At 59.6% G+C, this 19,421-nt stretch carries 18 protein-coding genes and 1 pseudogene; 13 read left to right on the forward strand and 6 right to left on the reverse strand.

What is annotated here, in order from left to right; all coding sequences use genetic code 11:
• Positions 1-7 precede the first annotated feature (7 nt).
• From ACA052_RS01610 to ACA052_RS01630, 5 genes and pseudogenes are all read right to left on the reverse strand, one after another.
• Positions 8-340, reverse strand: a complete 333-nt coding sequence (locus ACA052_RS01610) for a type II toxin-antitoxin system RelE/ParE family toxin (protein WP_497648107.1) — start codon at positions 338-340, stop codon at positions 8-10.
• Positions 337-609, reverse strand: coding sequence for a type II toxin-antitoxin system Phd/YefM family antitoxin (locus ACA052_RS01615; protein WP_497648108.1), 273 nt, complete (start codon positions 607-609; stop codon positions 337-339). The genes ACA052_RS01610 and ACA052_RS01615 overlap by 4 nt, the downstream gene beginning before the upstream one ends.
• Positions 610-804: 195 nt before the next feature.
• Positions 805-1,569, reverse strand: coding sequence for a methyl-accepting chemotaxis protein (locus ACA052_RS01620; protein ID WP_497650252.1), 765 nt, complete (start codon positions 1,567-1,569; stop codon positions 805-807).
• Positions 1,570-1,662: 93 nt separating this feature from the next.
• Positions 1,663-2,697: pseudogene (locus tag ACA052_RS01625) on the reverse strand (HAMP domain-containing protein); the annotation flags it as partial.
• Positions 2,698-2,774: 77 nt separating this feature from the next.
• The gene (locus tag ACA052_RS01630) at positions 2,775-2,927 is read right to left on the reverse strand and encodes a hypothetical protein (protein WP_497648109.1); all 153 of its coding nucleotides are present in this window, start codon (positions 2,925-2,927) and stop codon (positions 2,775-2,777) included.
• A 29-nt stretch (positions 2,928-2,956) separates the two neighbouring features.
• Between ACA052_RS01630 and ACA052_RS01635 the strand changes: the two genes are divergently transcribed.
• Together ACA052_RS01635 and ACA052_RS01640 are read left to right on the forward strand one after the other, a co-directional pair.
• Positions 2,957-3,211, forward strand: a complete 255-nt coding sequence (locus tag ACA052_RS01635; protein WP_128872236.1) for a hypothetical protein — start codon at positions 2,957-2,959, stop codon at positions 3,209-3,211.
• 31 nt (positions 3,212-3,242) lie between these two features.
• Positions 3,243-3,812: a lipocalin family protein gene (locus ACA052_RS01640; RefSeq protein ID WP_497648110.1), complete on the forward strand. Its 570-nt coding sequence runs from the start codon at positions 3,243-3,245 to the stop codon at positions 3,810-3,812.
• 92 nt (positions 3,813-3,904) lie between these two features.
• Here the strand turns inward: ACA052_RS01640 and ACA052_RS01645 are convergent, their stop codons facing one another.
• Positions 3,905-5,269 (reverse strand): formimidoylglutamate deiminase, encoded by a 1,365-nt coding sequence (locus ACA052_RS01645; RefSeq protein WP_497648111.1) that lies wholly within the window; start codon positions 5,267-5,269, stop codon positions 3,905-3,907.
• A gap of 146 nt (positions 5,270-5,415) precedes the next feature.
• On the opposite strand from ACA052_RS01645, the gene hutC reads away from it, so the two are divergent.
• The 11 genes from hutC to hutI all read left to right on the forward strand — a co-directional run bounded on the left by hutC (position 5,416) and on the right by hutI (position 19,421).
• Positions 5,416-6,126, forward strand: coding sequence for a histidine utilization transcriptional repressor HutC (hutC, locus tag ACA052_RS01650; RefSeq protein WP_178082336.1), 711 nt, complete (start codon positions 5,416-5,418; stop codon positions 6,124-6,126).
• Complete coding sequence (locus tag ACA052_RS01655; protein WP_497648112.1) at positions 6,123-6,695, forward strand: HutD/Ves family protein; 573 nt, start codon at positions 6,123-6,125, stop codon at positions 6,693-6,695. Before hutC ends, ACA052_RS01655 begins: the two co-directional genes overlap by 4 nt.
• Positions 6,696-7,170: 475 nt before the next feature.
• On the forward strand, positions 7,171-8,859 hold the full coding sequence (gene hutU, locus ACA052_RS01660; protein WP_046052162.1) for a urocanate hydratase: 1,689 nt from the start codon (positions 7,171-7,173) through the stop codon (positions 8,857-8,859).
• Between the two features lie 155 nt (positions 8,860-9,014).
• Entirely contained in the window at positions 9,015-10,484 is a 1,470-nt protein-coding gene (locus ACA052_RS01665; RefSeq protein ID WP_497648113.1) for a purine-cytosine permease family protein, read from the forward strand.
• 68 nt (positions 10,485-10,552) lie between these two features.
• A complete protein-coding gene (locus tag ACA052_RS01670; RefSeq protein ID WP_213940163.1) occupies positions 10,553-11,521 on the forward strand; it encodes an ABC transporter substrate-binding protein in 969 nt (322 codons plus the stop codon).
• A gap of 70 nt (positions 11,522-11,591) precedes the next feature.
• Entirely contained in the window at positions 11,592-12,443 is an 852-nt protein-coding gene (locus tag ACA052_RS01675; RefSeq protein ID WP_338584271.1) for an ABC transporter permease, read from the forward strand.
• On the forward strand, positions 12,440-13,270 hold the full coding sequence (locus ACA052_RS01680) for a quaternary amine ABC transporter ATP-binding protein (protein ID WP_497648114.1): 831 nt from the start codon (positions 12,440-12,442) through the stop codon (positions 13,268-13,270). The genes ACA052_RS01675 and ACA052_RS01680 overlap by 4 nt, the downstream gene beginning before the upstream one ends.
• Positions 13,271-13,433: 163 nt before the next feature.
• Positions 13,434-14,957, forward strand: a complete 1,524-nt coding sequence (gene hutH, locus ACA052_RS01685) for a histidine ammonia-lyase (protein WP_497648115.1) — start codon at positions 13,434-13,436, stop codon at positions 14,955-14,957.
• A 121-nt stretch (positions 14,958-15,078) separates the two neighbouring features.
• Complete coding sequence (gene hutH / locus ACA052_RS01690) at positions 15,079-16,611, forward strand: histidine ammonia-lyase (protein WP_497648116.1); 1,533 nt, start codon at positions 15,079-15,081, stop codon at positions 16,609-16,611.
• Between the two features lie 177 nt (positions 16,612-16,788).
• A complete protein-coding gene (locus ACA052_RS01695; protein WP_497648117.1) occupies positions 16,789-18,198 on the forward strand; it encodes an amino acid permease in 1,410 nt (469 codons plus the stop codon).
• A 17-nt stretch (positions 18,199-18,215) separates the two neighbouring features.
• Positions 18,216-19,421, forward strand: a complete 1,206-nt coding sequence (gene hutI, locus ACA052_RS01700) for an imidazolonepropionase (RefSeq protein WP_497648118.1) — start codon at positions 18,216-18,218, stop codon at positions 19,419-19,421.

Here is a 19,421-nt window from a genome sequence, read left to right on the forward strand (position 1 = left end):
TCCACATTCATGGATTTCCCTGAAACAGCCGCTTCATGAGCAGTGCTGGCAGGCTCTTTCGAATGTCAGCAATGATGTGGATGTAGATCGTCTGTTCACGAACCTCATAAATGATCCGGTTCATTCCTGAAAGGATCTGTCGGTATTGGCTGAGATTCAGCTTCTCGATTTCTTCCGGAATCGACCCTGCATAGGGCTGTGTCCCCAAAAGACGGATGGCGACCTTAAGGTTGGCGTAAGTGCTTTGCCAGATTTGGGTAGAGAACTGTTTGATGAGATAGGTACGAAGGTCTTTTAGGTCTGTTTCGGCGGACTGAAGAAGGACGACCTTTAAACTCATGGGTGGTCAGCCCCGTCCAACTCTGAAAAGACATCCTCGGCATCGCGAAATTTGCCTTCTTCTATCTCACGATTCCCCATAGCCAAGAGCTTGAGCAAGGCCATGGTGTCTTCCTGCTCTTCAAAACTTTTCACGTCCATGACCACAAGCTTCGCTTCACCGTTTTGGGTGATCACCAAAGGTTCACGGCTTTCTGTGAGTGTTTTGACGATTTCGGCGGTATGGCTTTTCAGGTAACTGATCGGCTTTATTTGAGATGAAAGCTTCATGGAGGGAGCCTCGCCAGATTGAATAGGACCGAGTTTAGTCTTAATTCAGTCTTGCGTCTTATTGCGCCGACCAGCGATTCGTTGTGGGTGATGCGGGATGTTTTCCGTGCCTTACAGGACGCCAAGATCGCAGCCTGCGGCAGCTCCTACAGGGATTGCGTGTAGGAGCTGCCGAAGGCTGCGATCTGTTGATCTTTAGATCCTGAAGCTACCCACCAACTGCTTCAACCGCGCCGCCTGCTGCTCAAGATCCGAACAAGCCCGCAACGTCGCCTGCAAATTCTCCACCCCTTCCTGATTCAGCGTGTTGATCTCGGTGATGTCGACGTTGATCGACTCCACCACGGCGGTCTGTTCTTCAGTCGCTGTCGCCACGGACTGGTTCATCCCGTCGATCTCGCCAATCCGTTGGGTCACGCTGCCCAGGCGCTCGCCAGCCTGGTTGGCGATGCCGACGCTGCTTTCGCTCTGGCGCTGGCTGTCGGTCATGGTGCTGACCGCTTCCCGGGCGCCGACTTGCAGTTCCTCGATCATCTTTTGCACTTGCTGTGCCGAATCCTGAGTGCGGTGGGCGAGGTTGCGCACTTCGTCGGCAACCACGGCAAAACCGCGTCCGGCTTCACCGGCACGAGCCGCTTCGATGGCCGCGTTCAACGCCAGCAAATTGGTTTGTTGGGAGATGCTGGTGATGACTTCCAGAATTTGCCCGATGTTCACCGTGTTGCTGTTGAGCGTTTCGATATTGCCGCACGAATCGCTGATTTTCGCCGAGAGCTGCTGCATCGCTGCGATGGTTTTATCTACCACTTGCTGACCCTCTTCGGCCAAGCTGCGGGCATCGCTCGAATGCTGTGAGGCGAGGGCGGCGTTCTGGGCGATTTCCTGGGCGGCGGCGCCCAGTTCGTTGATCGCCGCGGCGACACTGCTGGTGCGCGAGGCTTGCTGGTCAGAGTTGAACATCGACGAATTCGACGCCGCCACCACGCGCAAGGCGACTTCGTTGACTTGGCCGGTGGCCGAGGCTACTTCCCGAATCGAGGTATGAATACGTTCCACAAACCGGTTGAACGAAGTGCCCAGCGCGCCGAACTCGTCCTGGCCATGAATGGTCAGGCGTTTGGTCAGGTCGCCTTCGCCTTCGGCAATGTCGTGCATGGCGCGCCCCATGGTCAGCAGCGGCTGCATCAGGAAGCTGATCAACATGCCCAATAGCGCAATGATGATCACCACGGCAATCACCATGGCGATGATCGCCGACGTGCGGAATTCGCTGAGCATCGAGAACGCGGTGTCTTGATCCAGCACTAGCGCCACATACCAGTCCGCCGACGGTACGCCGTTGACGTGGGTAAACGAGATGAACTGGCGCTTGCCGTCGATCTCGACGTCTTTCAGGCCCGGGCTGACGTTCGGCGCGCCGTTCGGATAAGCATCGGCGAGGCCTTTGAGCACCAGTTTGTTGTCTGGATGAATCAAGATCTTGCCGTCGGCGCTGACGATGAACGCATGGCCGTGACCGCCGAAATTCAGCGAGTTGATGATCGCGCTGACGCTGGACAGGTCAATGTCTGCCCCGGCGACGCCGATCATTTGGCCCAGACGCTGTACCGGCGTAGCGACCGTGATCACCAGTTTGCCGGAGGATGCAGCGATGTACGGTTCAGTCACGATGGTCTGTTGCGCACTGTTGGCCGCCTTGTACCAGCCGCGTGCGCGGGGGTCGTAGTCGGCGGCACGATTGCCCGCCGGCACCGAAAACATCACGCCGTCCGTGCCGCCGAAGTAGCTCAGCTGGAAGTTGCTGGTGTAGGCCGGCAGGTCTATGGCGCGCTTCAGATTGGCCGGGGCACTGCCATCAACCGCAATTTGCTGGGACAACGATTGCAGCAACTGGATGCGGCTTTCCAGCCAGGTCTGGATGTTGCTGGTGGTCAGGCTGCCGAGTTCCTGCATCGAGGACTCGGTATTGCTGCGCAGGGTCTGGCGCTGACGGTAATCGTTGAACAGGATGAAACAGGCAAATGCAACGGCCACCACGAGGGCAGCAGCCAACAGGATCTTGTGGCTGAACTTCATGTTTCTGGTCATTAGATAAACTACCGCGGAGGGACTGATCTACAGGGGCGTCTTGCGCTGCATCTATGTCGACTGGCCGGCGCCAAAGATTAGGCGTCTTTGACGAAAAACGACGAAATGCCCAACAGCGAAAGAAAGTGGCTGATTTTTCGAGAAATGGCAGACGAGCGGCCTAATAAATAGCCAGCCGGCCAGGGAACCAGACAGGGGTTTTCTCTTCTAACCTTCTGCTTGGCAGCCATGCCAATCCCCTTCGCCCTGGAGTTGCACAATGTCGCTGCGATCTATCGCCCTGCTTTCGTTCTGCGTGTTGTTGGCCGCATGCAGCAAGGTCAATCAGGAAAACTATTCAAAACTGTCGGCCGGCATGCCCAAGGCCGAGGTTGAAACCTTGCTGGGCAAACCGGCGGACTGTTCGGGCGCGCTCGGCATGTCCAGTTGCACCTGGGGCGACAAGAACAGCTTTATCAGCGTGCAGTATGCCGGTGACAAAGTGCTGATGTTTTCCGGCCAAGGCCTGAAGTAAACCGGGGCGATGCGCCCGCGGGAGAAAAACAATGATGCGGTTTTTGATAGTTCTTTTTGCCGGCCTGGTACTGGCCGGCTGTGCCACTTCCGGCACAGACCCTTTGGCACCCAAAACGGTCAGCAGCGTCAACCTCAAGCGCTACCAAGGGACCTGGTACGAGTTGGCTCGTCTGCCTATGTATTTCCAGCGCAATTGCGCGCAATCCGAAGCCCATTACACCCTCAAGCCAGACGACACGGTGTTGGTGCTGAACCGCTGCCTGACAGCGGACTGGCAATGGGAAGAGGCCAAGGGCACGGCTTACCCACAAGTACCGGGCAAGACCGACAAATTGTGGGTCGAGTTCGATACCTGGTTTTCTCGTTTGATTCCGGGTGTGGCGAAGGGCGAATACTGGGTGCTTTTTGTCAGCGACGACTACAAGACCGCCATCGTCGGCGACCCGAGCCGCAAGTATCTGTGGCTGCTGTCCCGGACCCCGACGGTCAACGGCGTAGTGCGTGAGGAGTTGCTGAGCAAGGCGCGTCAGCAGGGCTACGACACCACGCGATTGATCTGGCGTGCGTCGGATACGCAGATGGCCAAGACCTCGAATTAACGGCGCGACTGAAAAAAGATCGCAGCCTGCGGCAGCTCCTACAGGGATCGAGTGATTCTGTAGGAGCTGCCGCAGGCTGCGATCTTTTGCTTTTAACCGAGGAGGTCGCGCAGGACTTGGGTAAACGCGCGGTTACTTTCCTCTTCGCCCGCGTGCCGCCCATCCCGTACAACCCATTGGCCATTGACCAGCACATCCCGCACCTGGTGATCGCCACCCGCAAACAACCAGCGATTCAAAATCCCGTCGCCACTGGCGGTCGCCAGATACGGATCGTTGCCGTCCAACACCAACCAATCCGCGCGCTTGCCAACTTCCAGCGCACCAATCGGTTGACCCAATGCCTCAGCGCCGCCGTCCAGCGCAGCGTCATAGAGCGTACGGCCGACCATCGGCTGGTCCGCGCCATACAACCGGTTACGCCGCTGATCACGCAGACGCTGGCCGTATTCCAGCCAACGCAATTCTTCCACCACGCTCAACGACACATGGCTGTCGGAACCGATCCCCATGCGTCCACCCTGAGCGAGGAAATCCACGGCCGGGAAAATCCCGTCGCCGAGGTTCGCTTCAGTGGTCAGGCACAGGCCGGCGATGGCGCGACTCCTCGCCATCAGGCTGACTTCTTCAGCATTGGCGTGGGTTGCGTGGACCAGGCACCAGCGCTGATCGACGTCGGTATTTTCATACAGCCATTGCAGTGGACGACGACCACTCCAGCTCAGGCAGTCGTCGACTTCCTTTTGCTGTTCGGCAATGTGAATGTGGATCGGGCAGTGTTTGTCACTGGCGGCGAGCACTTCACTGATCTGCTGCGGTGTTACCGCGCGCAGCGAGTGGAAACACAAACCGAGCGACTGCGCCGGTTGCTGCGCCAGGATCGGCTGCAAGCGCGATTGAAGCTTCAGGTAGTTTTCAGTGCTGTTGATAAAACGCCGCTGGCCTTCGTTCGGGGCCTGGCCGCCGAAACCGGAATGGCTGTAGAGCACCGGCAGCAGGGTCAAACCGATTCCAGCGGAGCTTGCTGCCTGGCTGATGCGCAGAGCCAGTTCGGCTGGATCTGCGTAAGGTTGGCCGCTCGTGTCATGGTGCACGTAATGAAATTCCGCGACCGACGTGTAACCAGCCTTGAGCATTTCGATGTACAGCTGACGGGCGATGACGCCTAGTTGCTCCGGGCTGATTTTTCCGACGAGGCGATACATCAAATCGCGCCAGGTCCAGAAACTATCGTTCGGATTGCCCGCCACTTCCGCCAATCCAGCCATGGCGCGCTGGAAGGCGTGGGAGTGCAGGTTCGGCATGCCAGGCAGTAGCGGACCGCTTAGCCGTTCGGCACCATCTGCATGGGAATCGGCCTGGATATGGGTCAAAACGCCGTCGGCGCTGACCTCAAGACGTACATTGTTGGCCCATCCACTAGGCAGCAGCGCGCGTTCGGCAAAGAAGGCGGACATGGTTCAGCACCCCATCGTGTGTTATTTGTATATACATATACAGACGTTTGCCTGCTCGGTAAACTCCGGCAAGCTAGCAACCTCTACTAAACGAACAAGGATTAACTGTGCCGACTCCGCCTGCAGTCTCTCCGTTGGCCGCACACATGGGCGACAGTCCGGCGCCCTTGTACGCCCGCGTCAAACAGATGATCACCCAGCAAATCGACAGTGGAAACTGGCCACCGCACTACCGCGTTCCGTCGGAAAGCGAGCTGGTCAACCAACTGGGTTTCAGCCGCATGACCATCAACCGCGCATTGCGCGAGATGACCGCCGACGGTCTGTTGGTGCGCATGCAAGGCGTCGGCACGTTCGTCGCCGAGCCGAAAAGCCAGTCCGCGCTGTTCGAAGTGCACAACATCGCCGACGAAATCGCCTCCCGTGGTCATCGCCACACGTGCAAGGTAATCACCCTTGAAGAAGAGGCTGCCGGTTCCGAGCGTGCCTTGGCCTTGGACATGCGCGAAGGCCAGAGGGTGTTCCACTCGCTGATCGTGCATTTCGAAAACGACATCCCGGTGCAAATCGAAGATCGTTTCGTCAACGCGCTGGTGGCTCCGGATTACCTCAAGCAGGATTTCACCCTGCAAACGCCTTACGCCTATTTGAACCAGGTCGCGCCGCTGACCGAAGGCGAGCACGTGGTCGAGGCGATTCTGGCCGAGGCCAGCGAGTGCAAGTTGTTGCAGATTGAAAAAGGCGAGCCGTGCCTGCTGATTCGCCGCCGCACCTGGTCCGGCCGTCAGCCGGTGACCGCCGCACGTTTGATCCACCCTGGTTCCCGTCATCGTCTGGAAGGACGCTTTCATAAATGAATGGTTTGAAGGTTTTACGCGCAAAAGATTACCCACGCATGCCATGGAAAAACGGCGGCGGCAGCACTGAAGAAATTACCCGCGATGCAGGCACCGGCCTTGATGGTTTCGGCTGGCGCCTGTCGATTGCCGATATTGAAGAGTCGGGTGGGTTTTCCACGTTTGCCGGTTACGAGCGGATCATCACCGTCTTGCAGGGCGACGGAATGACCTTGTCGGTTGATGGCCAGGCCACGCGGCCGTTGTTACCGACTGATCCGTTCGCCTTCAGCGGTGAGAGCCAGGTGTCCTGCACATTGCTCGGCGGGCCGATTCGCGATTTCAACCTGATCTATGCGCCGCAGCGTTACAGCGCGCGGTTGCAGTGGTTGAATGGCGACCAGCGGTTTTTCAGCGAGGCCACAACCTTGTTGATTTTCAGCGTATCCGAAGCGCTGGAAGTGAAGGTCGGCAACAGTGTCTCGCAACTCGGTCACCATGATTGCCTGCAGCTCGTCGGTAACACTGGCCTGCTGGAAGTCTCCAGTAATGGCTCGTGCTGTGTGATTGAGCTGACTACACGCGGTTAACTGCTCTAGAAATCTAATGTGGCGAGGGGATTTATCCCCGTTGGGCCGCGAAGCGGCCCCAAAAAATAGGACTGCTGCGCAGCCCAACGGGGATAAATCCCCTCGCCACAATAGCAGCCACCTGTTCCTGTTTCTCAGCGCGCACCACTTTGTTACCTAACGCCCCAGCGTGGCGCAAAACCACGCTCAAGTAACATCTGTCACTCTCCCCGCAAAATCCCCCTGAAAAATTTCATCTTCGCCGAAACCCTTGATCCAAGCGCTTTCCAGCCCTTCCAAAACTTTTCTTGAACGCCCATCCAACAAGTTGGCCGCTTGATTGCATATGCTTGTATGTACAAGTAAAGACGTATGCGTATGAGTCGATCGAGACTCCTCGCAGCGTCCACTGATTCGCTTGTGGCGCTTTGACGCGCACAGGCTGGCTTGCCCACTGCCAGGGCTGGTTTGAATTGATCGCTGAGGAGTCTTTTTCGTGACTGACAATACCCAGAAACCTACTAAGTTTCGTGACGTTGAAATTCGTGCCGCACGCGGTAACAAGCTGACCGCCAAGAGCTGGCTGACCGAAGCGCCGCTGCGCATGCTGATGAACAACCTCGACCCGGAAGTCGCCGAGAACCCTAAAGAACTGGTGGTTTACGGTGGTATCGGTCGTGCAGCGCGTAACTGGGAATGCTACGACAAGATCGTTGAAAGCCTGACCAACCTGAACGACGACGAGACCCTGCTGGTGCAATCCGGCAAGCCGGTCGGCGTGTTCAAGACTCACAGCAACGCCCCGCGTGTACTGATCGCCAACTCCAACCTGGTGCCACACTGGGCGAGCTGGGAACACTTCAACGAACTCGACGCGAAAGGCCTGGCCATGTACGGCCAGATGACTGCCGGCAGCTGGATCTACATCGGCAGCCAGGGCATCGTTCAAGGCACCTACGAAACCTTCGTCGAAGCCGGTCGCCAACATTACAACGATGACCTGAAAGGTCGCTGGGTCCTGACCGCAGGTCTGGGCGGCATGGGCGGCGCACAACCTCTGGCCGCGACCCTGGCCGGTGCTTGCTCGCTGAACATCGAATGCCAGCAGGTCAGTATCGATTTCCGCCTGAACAGCCGTTATGTCGACGAGCAAGCCACCGACCTCGACGACGCGCTGGCCCGCATCGCCAAATACACCAAGGAAGGCAAGGCGATTTCCATCGCTCTGCTGGGTAACGCGGCTGAAATCCTGCCGGAACTGGTCAAGCGCGGCGTGCGCCCGGACATGGTCACCGACCAGACCAGCGCCCACGACCCGCTCAACGGTTACCTGCCGGCCGGCTGGACCTGGGAAGAGTACCGCGCTCGCGCCAAGACCGAACCCGCTGCAGTAGTGAAAGCCGCCAAGCAATCGATGGCTGTACACGTTAAAGCGATGCTCGAATTCCAGAAAATGGGCATTCCAACCTTCGACTACGGCAACAACATCCGTCAGATGGCCCAGGAAGAAGGCGTGGAAAACGCGTTCGACTTCCCAGGCTTCGTACCGGCCTACATCCGTCCACTGTTCTGCCGTGGCATCGGCCCATTCCGTTGGGCTGCACTGTCGGGTAACGCTGAAGACATCTACAAAACCGACGCCAAGGTCAAAGAGCTGATCCCGGACGACGCCCACCTGCACAACTGGCTGGACATGGCGCGCGAGCGCATCAGCTTCCAGGGTCTACCGGCACGTATCTGCTGGGTTGGCCTGGGCCTGCGCGCCAAGCTCGGCCTGGCGTTCAACGAAATGGTCCGCAGCGGTGAATTGTCCGCGCCAATCGTGATCGGTCGCGACCACCTGGACTCCGGCTCCGTTGCCAGCCCGAACCGCGAAACCGAGTCGATGCAAGACGGTTCCGATGCTGTGTCCGACTGGCCACTGCTCAACGCCCTGCTCAATACCGCGAGCGGCGCGACCTGGGTTTCCCTGCACCATGGCGGCGGCGTCGGCATGGGCTTCTCCCAGCACTCGGGCATGGTGATTGTCTGCGACGGTACTGACGAAGCGGCCGAGCGTATCGCTCGCGTGCTGCACAACGACCCGGCCACCGGTGTCATGCGTCACGCCGATGCGGGTTACCAGATCGCGATCGACTGCGCCAAGGAACAAGGCCTGAACCTGCCGATGATTACCGGCAAGTAAAACAGGCTTTGGCTCGATACAAAACCTGTAGGAGCTGCCGCAGGCTGCGATCTTTTGGCGTCATCAGTGACGCCGAAGATCAAAAGATCGCAGCCTGCGGCAGCTCCTACATAGAAACAAAACAACACCGACCAACAATCCACAGAGGTTGAATCATGGCTGTTAACAGCGATCGTGCAGGCAGTAAACCGTTGATCGAGAAGCGCTCGATCGACTACATCCCGGAAGCGGAAAGACACGGTCGTCTATTAAGCCAGTTCACCCTGTGGATGGGCGCCAACTTGCAGATCACTGCGATTGTCACCGGGGCCCTGGCCGTGGTGCTGGGCGGTGATGTGTTCTGGTCGTTGATCGGTCTGTTGATCGGTCAACTGCTGGGCGGCGGGGTGATGGCGCTGCATGCGGCGCAAGGTCCAAAGCTTGGCCTGCCGCAGATGATCTCCAGCCGGGTCCAGTTCGGCGTGTATGGCGCGGCCATCCCGATCGTGCTGGTGTGTTTGATGTACCTCGGTTTCACCGCAACGGGAACCGTGCTTTCCGGCCAGGCGCTGGGCCAGCTGTTTGGCGTCAGCGACAGTGTCGGTATCCTTATTTTCGCCAGTGTCATCGTGCTGGTAACGGTGCTCGGTTATCGGGTGATCCATTGGATTGGCCGTGTTGCCAGTGTCATTGGCGTGATTGCCTTTGTTTTCCTGTTCACTCGTCTCGTGGGCCAGACCGACGTTGGCGCACTGCTGCAAATCCGCCACTTCAGCTGGAGCAGCTTCCTGCTGGCGGTGTCGCTCGCGGCATCCTGGCAGATCGCCTTCGGCCCTTACGTGGCTGACTATTCGCGCTACCTTCCCAGCAAAACTTCCTCGGTGAAAACTTTTTTCGCCGCTGGCGCGGGTTCGGTCATCGGCGCACAGGTGGCGATGATCCTCGGCGTGTTTGCCGCAGCCTCGGCCAATGGGCAATTCGCTGGTCACGAAGTGGCCTACATCGTTGGCTTGGGCGGTACCGGTGCCACCGCTGCGCTGCTGTACTTCAGCATCGCGTTCGGCAAGGTCACCATCTCCACGCTGAACTCCTACGGCAGCTTCATGTGCATCGCGACCGTCATCAGCGGTTTCCGCGGTGAGCTGAAGGTATCGCGCTTGCAGCGTCTGGTCTTCGTGCTGGTCATCGTCGGTACGGCGACCCTGATGGCGTTGCTCGGTCAGCACTCGTTCCTCGGCGCGTTCAAGTCTTTCATCCTGTTCTTGCTGGCGTTCTTTACGCCATGGAGCGCGATCAACCTGGTGGACTACTACTGCATCACTCGCGAGCGCTATGACGTGCCGGCACTGGCCGATCCGAACGGTCGCTACGGCCGTTGGAATCCCCTCGGTATCAGCGTCTATGTCTTCGGTGTGCTGGTGCAACTGCCGTTCATTTCTACCAAGTTCTATACCGGTCCGCTGGTGGCGGCACTGGGCGATGTGGATATTTCCTGGATCATCGGTCTGGTGCTTCCCGCAGCCCTGTATTACGTGTGCGCGAAAAAATGGCACGGAGCAGTGCCCGATCAACTGATCCTGCCGGTCGAGCAGGACGCGATTACCGGACAAAAGCCGAATGTCGGTCGCGCTGCGGCGCAGGCCTGATTGGACGTGGACAGGGCTGGATGCCTCTTGACTGCCGTAAGCCAATTCATGATTAGGAGCGTCACACAATGAAATCGAACAAGACCCTGCTGACCACATTGCTTTCCATGGGCCTGCTCGCCAGTGCCGGCGCCACTCAGGCGGCGGGTTGGTGCGAGTCGGGCAAACCGGTGAAATTCGCCGGCCTGAACTGGGAAAGCGCCATGCTGCTGACCGACGTGCTGCAAGTCGTGTTGGAGAAAGGCTACGACTGCAAGACTGACAGCCTGCCGGGCAACTCGATCACCATGGAAAACGCCCTGAGCAGCAACGATATTCAAGTGTTCGCCGAAGAGTGGGTCGGCCGCAGCGAAGTCTGGAACAAGGCCGAGAAGGCCGGCAAAGTCGTCGGTGTCGGCGCTCCGGTGGTCGGTGCAATCGAAGGCTGGTACGTGCCGCGCTACGTGATCGAAGGCGACGCCAAGCGCAAGCTGGAGCCGAAGGCGCCGGACCTGAAAAACATCGCTGACCTGGCCAAGTACTCCGCCGTGTTCAAGGATCAGGAAGAACCGTCCAAGGGCCGTTTCTACAACTGCCCGGCCGGTTGGACCTGTGAGCTGGACAACAGCGAAATGCTGAAAAGCTATGGCTTGGAAAGCACCTACACCAACTTCCGCCCAGGCACCGGCCCGGCGCTGGATGCGGCGGTGCTGTCGAGCTACAAGCGTGGCGAGCCGATCCTGTTCTACTACTGGTCGCCAACGCCGCTGATGGGCCAGGTTGATCTGGTGAAACTGGAAGAGAAGCCAGGCGTGGACAAGAGCGTGACCATCAAGGTCGGCCTGTCCAAGACCTTCCACGACGAAGCCCCGGAACTGGTGGCCGTACTGGAAAAGGTCAACCTGCCGATCGACATCTTGAACCAGAACCTTGGGCGCATGACCAAAGAGCGGATCGAATCGCCAAAACTGGCCAAGATCTTCTTGAAGGAACATCCTGAAGTCTGGCACGCATGGGTGAGCGACGACGCAGCCAAGAAAATCGACGCGGCCTTGTAGGTTGAGCCTTTCCGACTGCCAGCGACGGCAGCCGGACGCTTGATCGCAACCCCTTGATTGAGAGTCTCTTATGTTTCCCGAAAGCTTTACCTTTTCTATCGCCGACTGGGTCAACGGTTGGGTTGATTCGCTGGTCACCAACTACGGCGACGTGTTTCGGCACATCTCCGATACCCTGTTGTGGGCCATCGTCAATCTTGAAAGCCTGCTGCGTGCGGCCCCTTGGTGGCTGATGCTGGCAATCGTGGCGGGCGTTGCCTGGCATGCAACCCGCAAAGTCGTGACCACGGCCGTTATCGTCGGTTTGCTGTTCCTGGTGGGCGCGGTCGGCCTGTGGGACAAGCTGATGCAGACCCTCGCGCTGATGATGGTGGCAACCGTCATTTCGGTGCTGATCGGCATCCCGCTGGGCATTCTCTCGGCGCGCAGCAATCGCCTGCGTTCGGTGCTGATGCCGCTGCTGGACATCATGCAGACCATGCCGAGTTTCGTGTACCTGATCCCGGTGCTGATGCTGTTTGGCCTGGGCAAGGTCCCGGCGATCTTCGCCACCGTGATCTACGCCGCGCCGCCGCTGATTCGCCTGACCGATCTGGGCATCCGCCAGGTCGATGGTGAGGTGATGGAAGCGATCAACGCCTTCGGTGCCAACCGCTGGCAGCAACTGTTTGGCGTGCAACTGCCACTGGCCCTGCCGAGCATCATGGCCGGGATCAACCAGACCACCATGATGGCCCTGTCGATGGTGGTCATCGCCTCGATGATCGGTGCCCGTGGCCTGGGCGAAGACGTGTTGGTGGGGATTCAGACCCTCAACGTCGGACGTGGCCTTGAAGCCGGTCTGGCGATCGTGATTCTGGCAGTGGTCATCGACCGCATTACTCAGGCGTATGGTCGGCCACGGCATGAGGTGAGCAAATGAGCAACGAAGCCATCAGCAAGATCGAAGTCAAAAACGTCTTCAAGATTTTTGGCAATCGTTCCAAGGATGCACTGGCGATGATCGGTCAGGGCAAAACCAAGGATCAGGTGCTGTCCGAAACCGGTTGTGTGGTCGGTGTGAACGACCTGTCGCTGAGCATAGGCACTGGCGAGATTTTCGTGATCATGGGCCTGTCGGGTTCCGGTAAATCGACCCTGGTGCGCCACTTCAATCGCCTGATCGACCCGACCAGCGGCGCGATCCTGGTGGACGGCGTGGACATCCTGCAATACGACATGGAAGCCCTGCGCGAATTTCGCCGGCACAAGATCAGCATGGTGTTCCAGAGTTTCGGCCTGCTGCCGCACAAGACCGTATTGGATAACGTCGCTTACGGCTTGAAGGTGCGTGGCGAGAGCAAGCAAATGTGCTCCGAACGTGCGCTGCACTGGATCAATACCGTGGGCCTCAAGGGCTACGAAAACAAATACCCGCACCAGCTCTCGGGCGGCATGCGTCAGCGTGTGGGCCTGGCGCGTGCCTTGGCGGCAGACACCGACATCATCTTGATGGACGAAGCGTTCAGTGCGCTCGATCCGCTGATCCGTGCCGAGATGCAGGATCAGTTGCTGGAACTGCAGAAAACCCTGCACAAGACCATCGTCTTCATCACCCATGACCTCGACGAGGCCGTGCGCATCGGCAACCGCATTGCGATCCTCAAGGACGGCCGCCTGATTCAGGTCGGCACGCCGCGAGAGATCCTGCATTCGCCGGCGGATGAGTATGTGGACCGGTTCGTACAGCGGCGGGCGGCGGTGGTTTGAGGTTGATGATTGGCAAGTTGTGAAATCCATTGTGGCGAGGGGGCTTGCCCCCGTTCGACCGCGCAGCGGTCGCAGATTTTTTGGGGCTGCTCCACAGCCCGACGGGGGCAAGCCCCCTCGCCACAGGGTTTCATTGATCAACAGAATTGGTATGAGGCTCCAGATGTCCCAGGCTGAAAAAATCGTAATCGCCAACGCCCCGTTGCGTTGGCAGGATGTGGTTGCCGTAGCCCGCCATGGCGCACAGCTCGAACTGTCGGCCGAGGTTTGGGCGCGCATCGAAAATGCCCAGGCCATCGTCCAGCGCATCGTCGCCAGCGGCGAACGCGCCTATGGCGTCAACACCGGCCTCGGCGCCTTGTGCAACGTCTCGCTCAAAGACGAACAACTCAGCCAACTGTCACGTAACACCTTGCTCAGCCACGCCTGTGGCGTTGGCGCGCCATTGGCCGACGAGCAGACCCGCGCGATCCTCTGCGCTGCGATCCTCAATTACAGCCAAGGCAAATCCGGCATTCATCGCCGGGTGGTCGAAGCGCTGCTGGCGCTGCTCAATCGCGGCATCACGCCGCAAGTGCCATCCCAGGGTTCGGTCGGTTACCTGACTCACATGGCGCACATCAGCATCGCGCTGCTGGGCGTCGGTAATGTCAGCTATCGCGGGCAAATCGTTTCCGCGCAGCAAGCCTTGGCTGAAGAAGGTCTGCAGCCAGTGCAACTCGGTGCCAAAGATGGCTTGTGCCTGGTCAACGGCACGCCGTGCATGACCGGCCTCAGCTGCCTCGCGCTCGCTGACGCCACGCGTCTGGTGCAGTGGGCCGACGTGATCGGTGCCATGAGTTTTGAAGCCCAGCGCGGCCAGATCGCCGCGTTCGATGCCGAAATCATCGCGCTTAAACCGCACCCAGGTATGCAGCAAGTCGGCATCAACCTGCGGGCGTTGCTCGATGGCAGTGAAGTGATTGCCAGCAGCAAAGGCATCCGCACCCAGGATGCGCTGAGCATCCGCTCGATTCCGCAAGTCCACGGCGCTGCACGCGATCAGCTTGAGCACGCCAGAAAGCAGATCGAAACCGAACTCAACTCCGTCACCGACAACCCGATGTTGTTGGGCACGCCGGACAGCTTCCGCGTGATGTCCCAAGCCAACCCGCACGGCCAGTCAGTGGCATTGGCGGCGGATTTGCTCGCGATAGCCATGGCGGAAATCGGCTCCATCGCCGAGCGTCGCCTCGACCGCTTGATCAACCCGCACGTCAGCGGCCTGCCGGCATTCCTGGTGGCTAACCCGGGGGTGAATTCCGGGATGATGATCGTCCAGTACGTCGCCGCTTCGCTGTGTGCCGAAAACCGCCAACTGGCGCAGCCGGCGGTACTCGACAACTACGTCACCTCGGGCCTGCAGGAAGACCACCTGAGCATGGGCACCAACGCCGCGCTGAAGCTGCACCGTGCCCTGGAGAACTGCACGCAGATCCTCGCCATCGAGTACCTGCTGGCGGCCCAGGCGTTTGAATTTCTCAAGGAACAACGCTTCGGTGCCGGCACCGATGCGGCTTGGCGCCTGCTGCGCGAGCGGGTTCCGGCCTACGACCAGGACCGCTGGCTAGCCCCGGACATCGCCGCCGCTGCCGGTGTATTGAAAGACCCGATTTTGCTGCACAACACGTTACCTGACCTGACCTGAACTGATTTCTACAAAACACCAGCGTGCCAAGGCGCGGCTCCCCAAAAGCGAGACGCGACGGACAACGGACATCTCCGGAGCGTCTGGTGAGTTAATAACAAACTCTCACAAGGAGCATGAAATGACTGCGCTAAACCTGATTCCCGGCCAACTGAGCCTTGCCCAACTGCGTGATGTTTATCAGCAACCGGTCAACATCACCCTCGACAACAGCGCATCGGCCCAGATCGAAGCCAGCGTTGCCTGCGTGGAACAGATCCTCGCCGAGAACCGCACCGCGTACGGCATCAACACCGGTTTCGGTCTGCTGGCCTCGACCCGCATCGCCAGCGAAGACCTGGAAAACCTGCAGCGCTCGCTGGTGTTGTCACACGCCGCCGGTGTCGGCCAGCCAATCAGCGACGCGCTGGTACGGCTGATCATGGTGCTCAAGGTCAACAGCCTGAGCCGTGGTTTCTCCGGTATCCGCCGCGTGGTGATCGACGCGCTGATCGCCCTGATCAACGCCGAGGTTTACCCGCACATTCCATTGAAAGGTTCGGTCGGTGCATCCGGTGACCTGGCGCCTTTGGCCCACATGTCGCTGGTGCTGCTGGGTGAAGGCAAGGCGCGTTACAAAGGCGAGTGGATGGAAGCGACCGAAGCGCTGAAAGTCGCCGGTCTGACCCCGCTGACCCTGGCCGCGAAAGAAGGCCTGGCGCTGCTCAACGGTACCCAAGTGTCCACCGCTTACGCGTTGCGCGGTTTGTTCGAAGGTGAAGACCTGTTCGCCGGTGCCTTGGCGCTGGGCGGCCTGACCGTCGAAGCGGTGCTGGGTTCGCGCTCGCCGTTCGATGCGCGCATCCATGCCGCGCGTGGCCAGAAAGGCCAGATCGACGCCGCTGCCGCGTACCGCGATCTGCTGGGCGAGCGCAGTGAAGTCTCCGACTCGCACCAGAACTGCGAAAAGGTCCAGGACCCGTACTCCCTGCGCTGCCAGCCACAAGTCATGGGCGCCTGCCTGACCCAGTTCCGTCAGGCTGCCGAAGTGTTGGCTATCGAAGCCAACGCGGTTTCCGACAACCCGCTGGTGTTCGCCGCTGAAGGCGACGTGATTTCCGGTGGCAACTTCCACGCCGAACCGGTGGCCATGGCCGCTGACAACATGGCACTGGCCATCGCTGAAATCGGCTCCCTCAGTGAACGCCGCATCTCGCTGATGATGGACAAGCACATGTCGCAACTGCCGCCGTTCCTGGTGGCCAATGGCGGCGTGAACTCCGGTTTTATGATCGCCCAGGTGACTGCGGCGGCACTCGCCAGCGAGAACAAGGCGTTGTCCCATCCACATTCGGTGGACAGCCTGCCGACTTCGGCTAACCAGGAAGACCACGTGTCCATGGCCCCGGCTGCGGGCAAGCGTTTGTGGGAAATGGCCGAGAACACGCGCGGCATTCTCGCGGTGGAATGGCTGGCGGCGGTACAGGGCCTGGACCTGCGCGACGGCCTGAAAACCTCGCCGAAACTGGAAAAGGCTCGGGCCATCCTGCGTAACGAAGTGCCGTTCTATGAGAAGGACCGCTTCTTCGCCCCGGACATCAACGCGGCGAGCGAGTTGTTGGCCACGCGTTGCCTGAACGAGCTGGTGACGGCGAAGTTGCTGCCTAGCCTGTAATCACCGCAACCTTGTTCCCCTGTAGGAGCTGCCGCAGGCTGCGATCTTTTGATCTTGCTTTTAAAGATCGCAGCCTCGTTGCACTCGGCAGCTCCTACAGGGGAATGCGTACCCCGGTGGGAGCGAGCCTGCTCGCGAATCGATTTTGCGTCGGACAAGAATAATTAAGGACGAGCAATGCAACAGCAATCAAAAGGACTCAAACGCGGGCTCTCTGCCCGACATATTCGCTTCATGGCGCTGGGGTCGGCGATCGGCACCGGGCTGTTTTACGGTTCTGCCTCGGCCATTCAAATGGCCGGCCCTGCGGTCCTGCTTGCTTACCTGATTGGCGGCGCGGCGGTCTTCATGGTCATGCGCGCCCTCGGCGAGATGGCGGTGCACAACCCGGTGGCCGGCTCATTCGGCCAGTACGCGAGCACCTACCTGGGACCGATGGCGGGTTTCATCCTCGGTTGGACCTATGCGTTTGAAATGGTCATCGTCGGTATGGCCGACGTGACCGCGTTCGGCATTTACATGGGCTTCTGGTTTCCGGAGGTCGCACGTTGGATCTGGGTGCTGGGCATCGTTTCGGTGGTCGGTGGCCTGAACCTGTGCAACGTCAAAGTCTTCGGCGAAATGGAATTCTGGCTGTCGCTGCTCAAAGTCGCGGCCATCGTCGCGATGATCCTTGGCGGCTTCGGCATCATGCTCTTTGGCATCAGCAGCGCGCCCGGCGCCCAAGCGACCGACATCAGCAATCTGTGGACCCAGGGCGGCTTCATGCCCAATGGTGTGGGCGGACTGATCGCTTCGTTCGCGGTGGTGATGTTTGCCTTTGGCGGTATCGAAATCATCGGTGTCACGGCCGGTGAAGCGAAAGACCCGCAGCACGTATTGCCTCGGGCGATCAACGCGGTACCGTTGCGCATCCTGCTGTTCTACGTGCTGACGATGCTGGTGCTGATGTCGATCTTTCCCTGGCAGCAGATCGGCAGCCAAGGCAGCCCGTTTGTGCAGATTTTCGACAACCTGGGAATCAGTTCGGCGGCGACCATCCTCAATATCGTGGTGATCTCGGCGGCGGTCTCGGCCATCAACAGTGACATCTTCGGCGCGGGCCGCATGATGTACGGTCTGGCTCAGCAAGGCCACGCACCGAAAGGCTTCGCCCGCTTGTCGCGCAACGGCGTGCCGTGGCTGACCGTGGTGGTGATGAGCAGTGCGCTGTTGCTGGGCGTATTGTTGAACTACCTGATTCCGGAAAACGTGTTTCTGCTGATCGCTTCCATCGCGACCTTTGCCACGGTGTGGGTCTGGCTGATGATTCTGGTCACCCAGGTGGCCATGCGTCGCTCCATGAGCGCCGAGCAGGTCAAACAGTTGAAATTCCCGGTGCCGCTCTGGCCCTACGCGCCAATGGCGGCGATCGCCTTCATGCTGTTCGTCTTCGGCGTGCTGGGCTATTTCCCGGACACCCAGGCAGCGCTGATCGTCGGCGTAGTCTGGATTGCATTGCTGGTGCTGGCCTATCTGACGTGGGTTAAGCCCGCGGCAGGCAAGGCGGTATTGGTGGAGCAAGAACCTTCTTTTTCACATCGATAACCTAACGGAGGCCACGGATGAAAACGCTCTGGCAACACTGCCACGTCGCAACCATGGCGCAAGGCGCCTACTCGATCATCGAGGATGCGGCCATCGTGACGTCAGGTGCGCACATTGAGTGGATCGGCCCTCGCGCTGAACTGCCGGCCGGCGAATACCCGGCCGTCAATGACTTGAAGGGGGCCTGGGTGACCCCGGGCCTGATCGACTGCCACACCCACACGGTGTTTGGCGGTAACCGCAGCGGTGAATTCGAACAGCGCCTGCAAGGTGTGAGCTATGCGCAAATCGCGGCGGCCGGTGGCGGCATCGCCAGTACCGTGCGTGCTACTCGCGCGGCCAGCGAAGACGAATTGTTCGCCAGCGCGGCCAAGCGTCTGAAGAGCCTGATGCGCGACGGCGTCACCAGCATCGAAATCAAATCCGGCTACGGCCTGGACCTGGCCAACGAGCGCAAGATGCTGCGTGTGGCCCGTCGTCTTGGCGCCGAACTGCCGGTCAGCGTGCGCAGCACCTGTCTGGCCGCTCACGCCTTGCCACCGGAATACACCGATCGCGCTGACGACTACATCGATCACATCTGCGCCGAAATGCTCCCGGCCCTGGCCGCCGAAGGGCTGGTGGACGCGGTGGACGCGTTTTGCGAATACCTGGCGTTTTCCCCGGCACAGGTCGAGCGGGTGTTCATCACCGCGCAAGAACTCGGTTTGCCGGTGAAGCTGCACGCCGAGCAACTCTCGTCTCTGCACGGTTCGAGTCTGGCGGCGCGTTATCACGCCTTGTCGGCCGATCATCTGGAATTCATGACTGAAGACGACGCCATCGCCATGGCCAAGTCCGGCACGGTCGCAGTGCTGCTGCCCGGTGCATTCTACTTCCTGCGCGAGACTCAATTGCCGCCGATGGACGCCCTGCGCAAACACGGCGTGAAGATCGCCATCGCCAGCGACCTCAACCCCGGCACTTCGCCAGGGCTGTCGTTGCGTCTGATGCTGAACATGGCCTGCACCTGTTTCCGCATGACCCCGGAAGAAGCCCTGGCCGGCGCGACGATTCATGCGGCCACAGCGCTGGGTATGGCCGACACCCATGGTTCGCTGGAAGTGGGCAAGGTCGCAGATTTTGTGGCCTGGCAAATCGATCGTCCCGCCGACCTGTCGTACTGGCTGGGTGGTGACCTGGAAAAACGCGTCGTGCGTCACGGCGTCGAAACAAGTCTGTAG

The sequence above is a fragment of the Pseudomonas sp. LBUM1644 genome (genome assembly GCF_059716195.1).

Excerpts from the sequence above, each read along its gene's own strand:
- ACA052_RS01610 (WP_497648107.1), bottom strand. The coding sequence starts at position 340 with ATGAGTTTAAAGGTCGTCCTTCTTCAGTCCGCCGAAACAGACCTAAAA.
- ACA052_RS01615 (WP_497648108.1), bottom strand. The coding sequence starts at position 609 with ATGAAGCTTTCATCTCAAATAAAGCCGATCAGTTACCTGAAAAGCCAT.
- ACA052_RS01620 (WP_497650252.1), bottom strand. The coding sequence starts at position 1,569 with ATGTTCAACTCTGACCAGCAAGCCTCGCGCACCAGCAGTGTCGCCGCG.
- ACA052_RS01630 (WP_497648109.1), bottom strand. The coding sequence starts at position 2,927 with ATGGCTGCCAAGCAGAAGGTTAGAAGAGAAAACCCCTGTCTGGTTCCC.
- ACA052_RS01635 (WP_128872236.1), top strand. The coding sequence starts at position 2,957 with ATGTCGCTGCGATCTATCGCCCTGCTTTCGTTCTGCGTGTTGTTGGCC.
- ACA052_RS01640 (WP_497648110.1), top strand. The coding sequence starts at position 3,243 with ATGATGCGGTTTTTGATAGTTCTTTTTGCCGGCCTGGTACTGGCCGGC.
- ACA052_RS01645 (WP_497648111.1), bottom strand. The coding sequence starts at position 5,269 with ATGTCCGCCTTCTTTGCCGAACGCGCGCTGCTGCCTAGTGGATGGGCC.
- hutC (WP_178082336.1), top strand. The coding sequence starts at position 5,416 with ATGGGCGACAGTCCGGCGCCCTTGTACGCCCGCGTCAAACAGATGATC.
- ACA052_RS01655 (WP_497648112.1), top strand. The coding sequence starts at position 6,123 with ATGAATGGTTTGAAGGTTTTACGCGCAAAAGATTACCCACGCATGCCA.
- ACA052_RS01665 (WP_497648113.1), top strand. The coding sequence starts at position 9,015 with ATGGCTGTTAACAGCGATCGTGCAGGCAGTAAACCGTTGATCGAGAAG.
- ACA052_RS01670 (WP_213940163.1), top strand. The coding sequence starts at position 10,553 with ATGAAATCGAACAAGACCCTGCTGACCACATTGCTTTCCATGGGCCTG.
- ACA052_RS01675 (WP_338584271.1), top strand. The coding sequence starts at position 11,592 with ATGTTTCCCGAAAGCTTTACCTTTTCTATCGCCGACTGGGTCAACGGT.
- ACA052_RS01680 (WP_497648114.1), top strand. The coding sequence starts at position 12,440 with ATGAGCAACGAAGCCATCAGCAAGATCGAAGTCAAAAACGTCTTCAAG.
- hutH (WP_497648115.1), top strand. The coding sequence starts at position 13,434 with ATGTCCCAGGCTGAAAAAATCGTAATCGCCAACGCCCCGTTGCGTTGG.
- hutH (WP_497648116.1), top strand. The coding sequence starts at position 15,079 with ATGACTGCGCTAAACCTGATTCCCGGCCAACTGAGCCTTGCCCAACTG.
- ACA052_RS01695 (WP_497648117.1), top strand. The coding sequence starts at position 16,789 with ATGCAACAGCAATCAAAAGGACTCAAACGCGGGCTCTCTGCCCGACAT.
- hutI (WP_497648118.1), top strand. The coding sequence starts at position 18,216 with ATGAAAACGCTCTGGCAACACTGCCACGTCGCAACCATGGCGCAAGGC.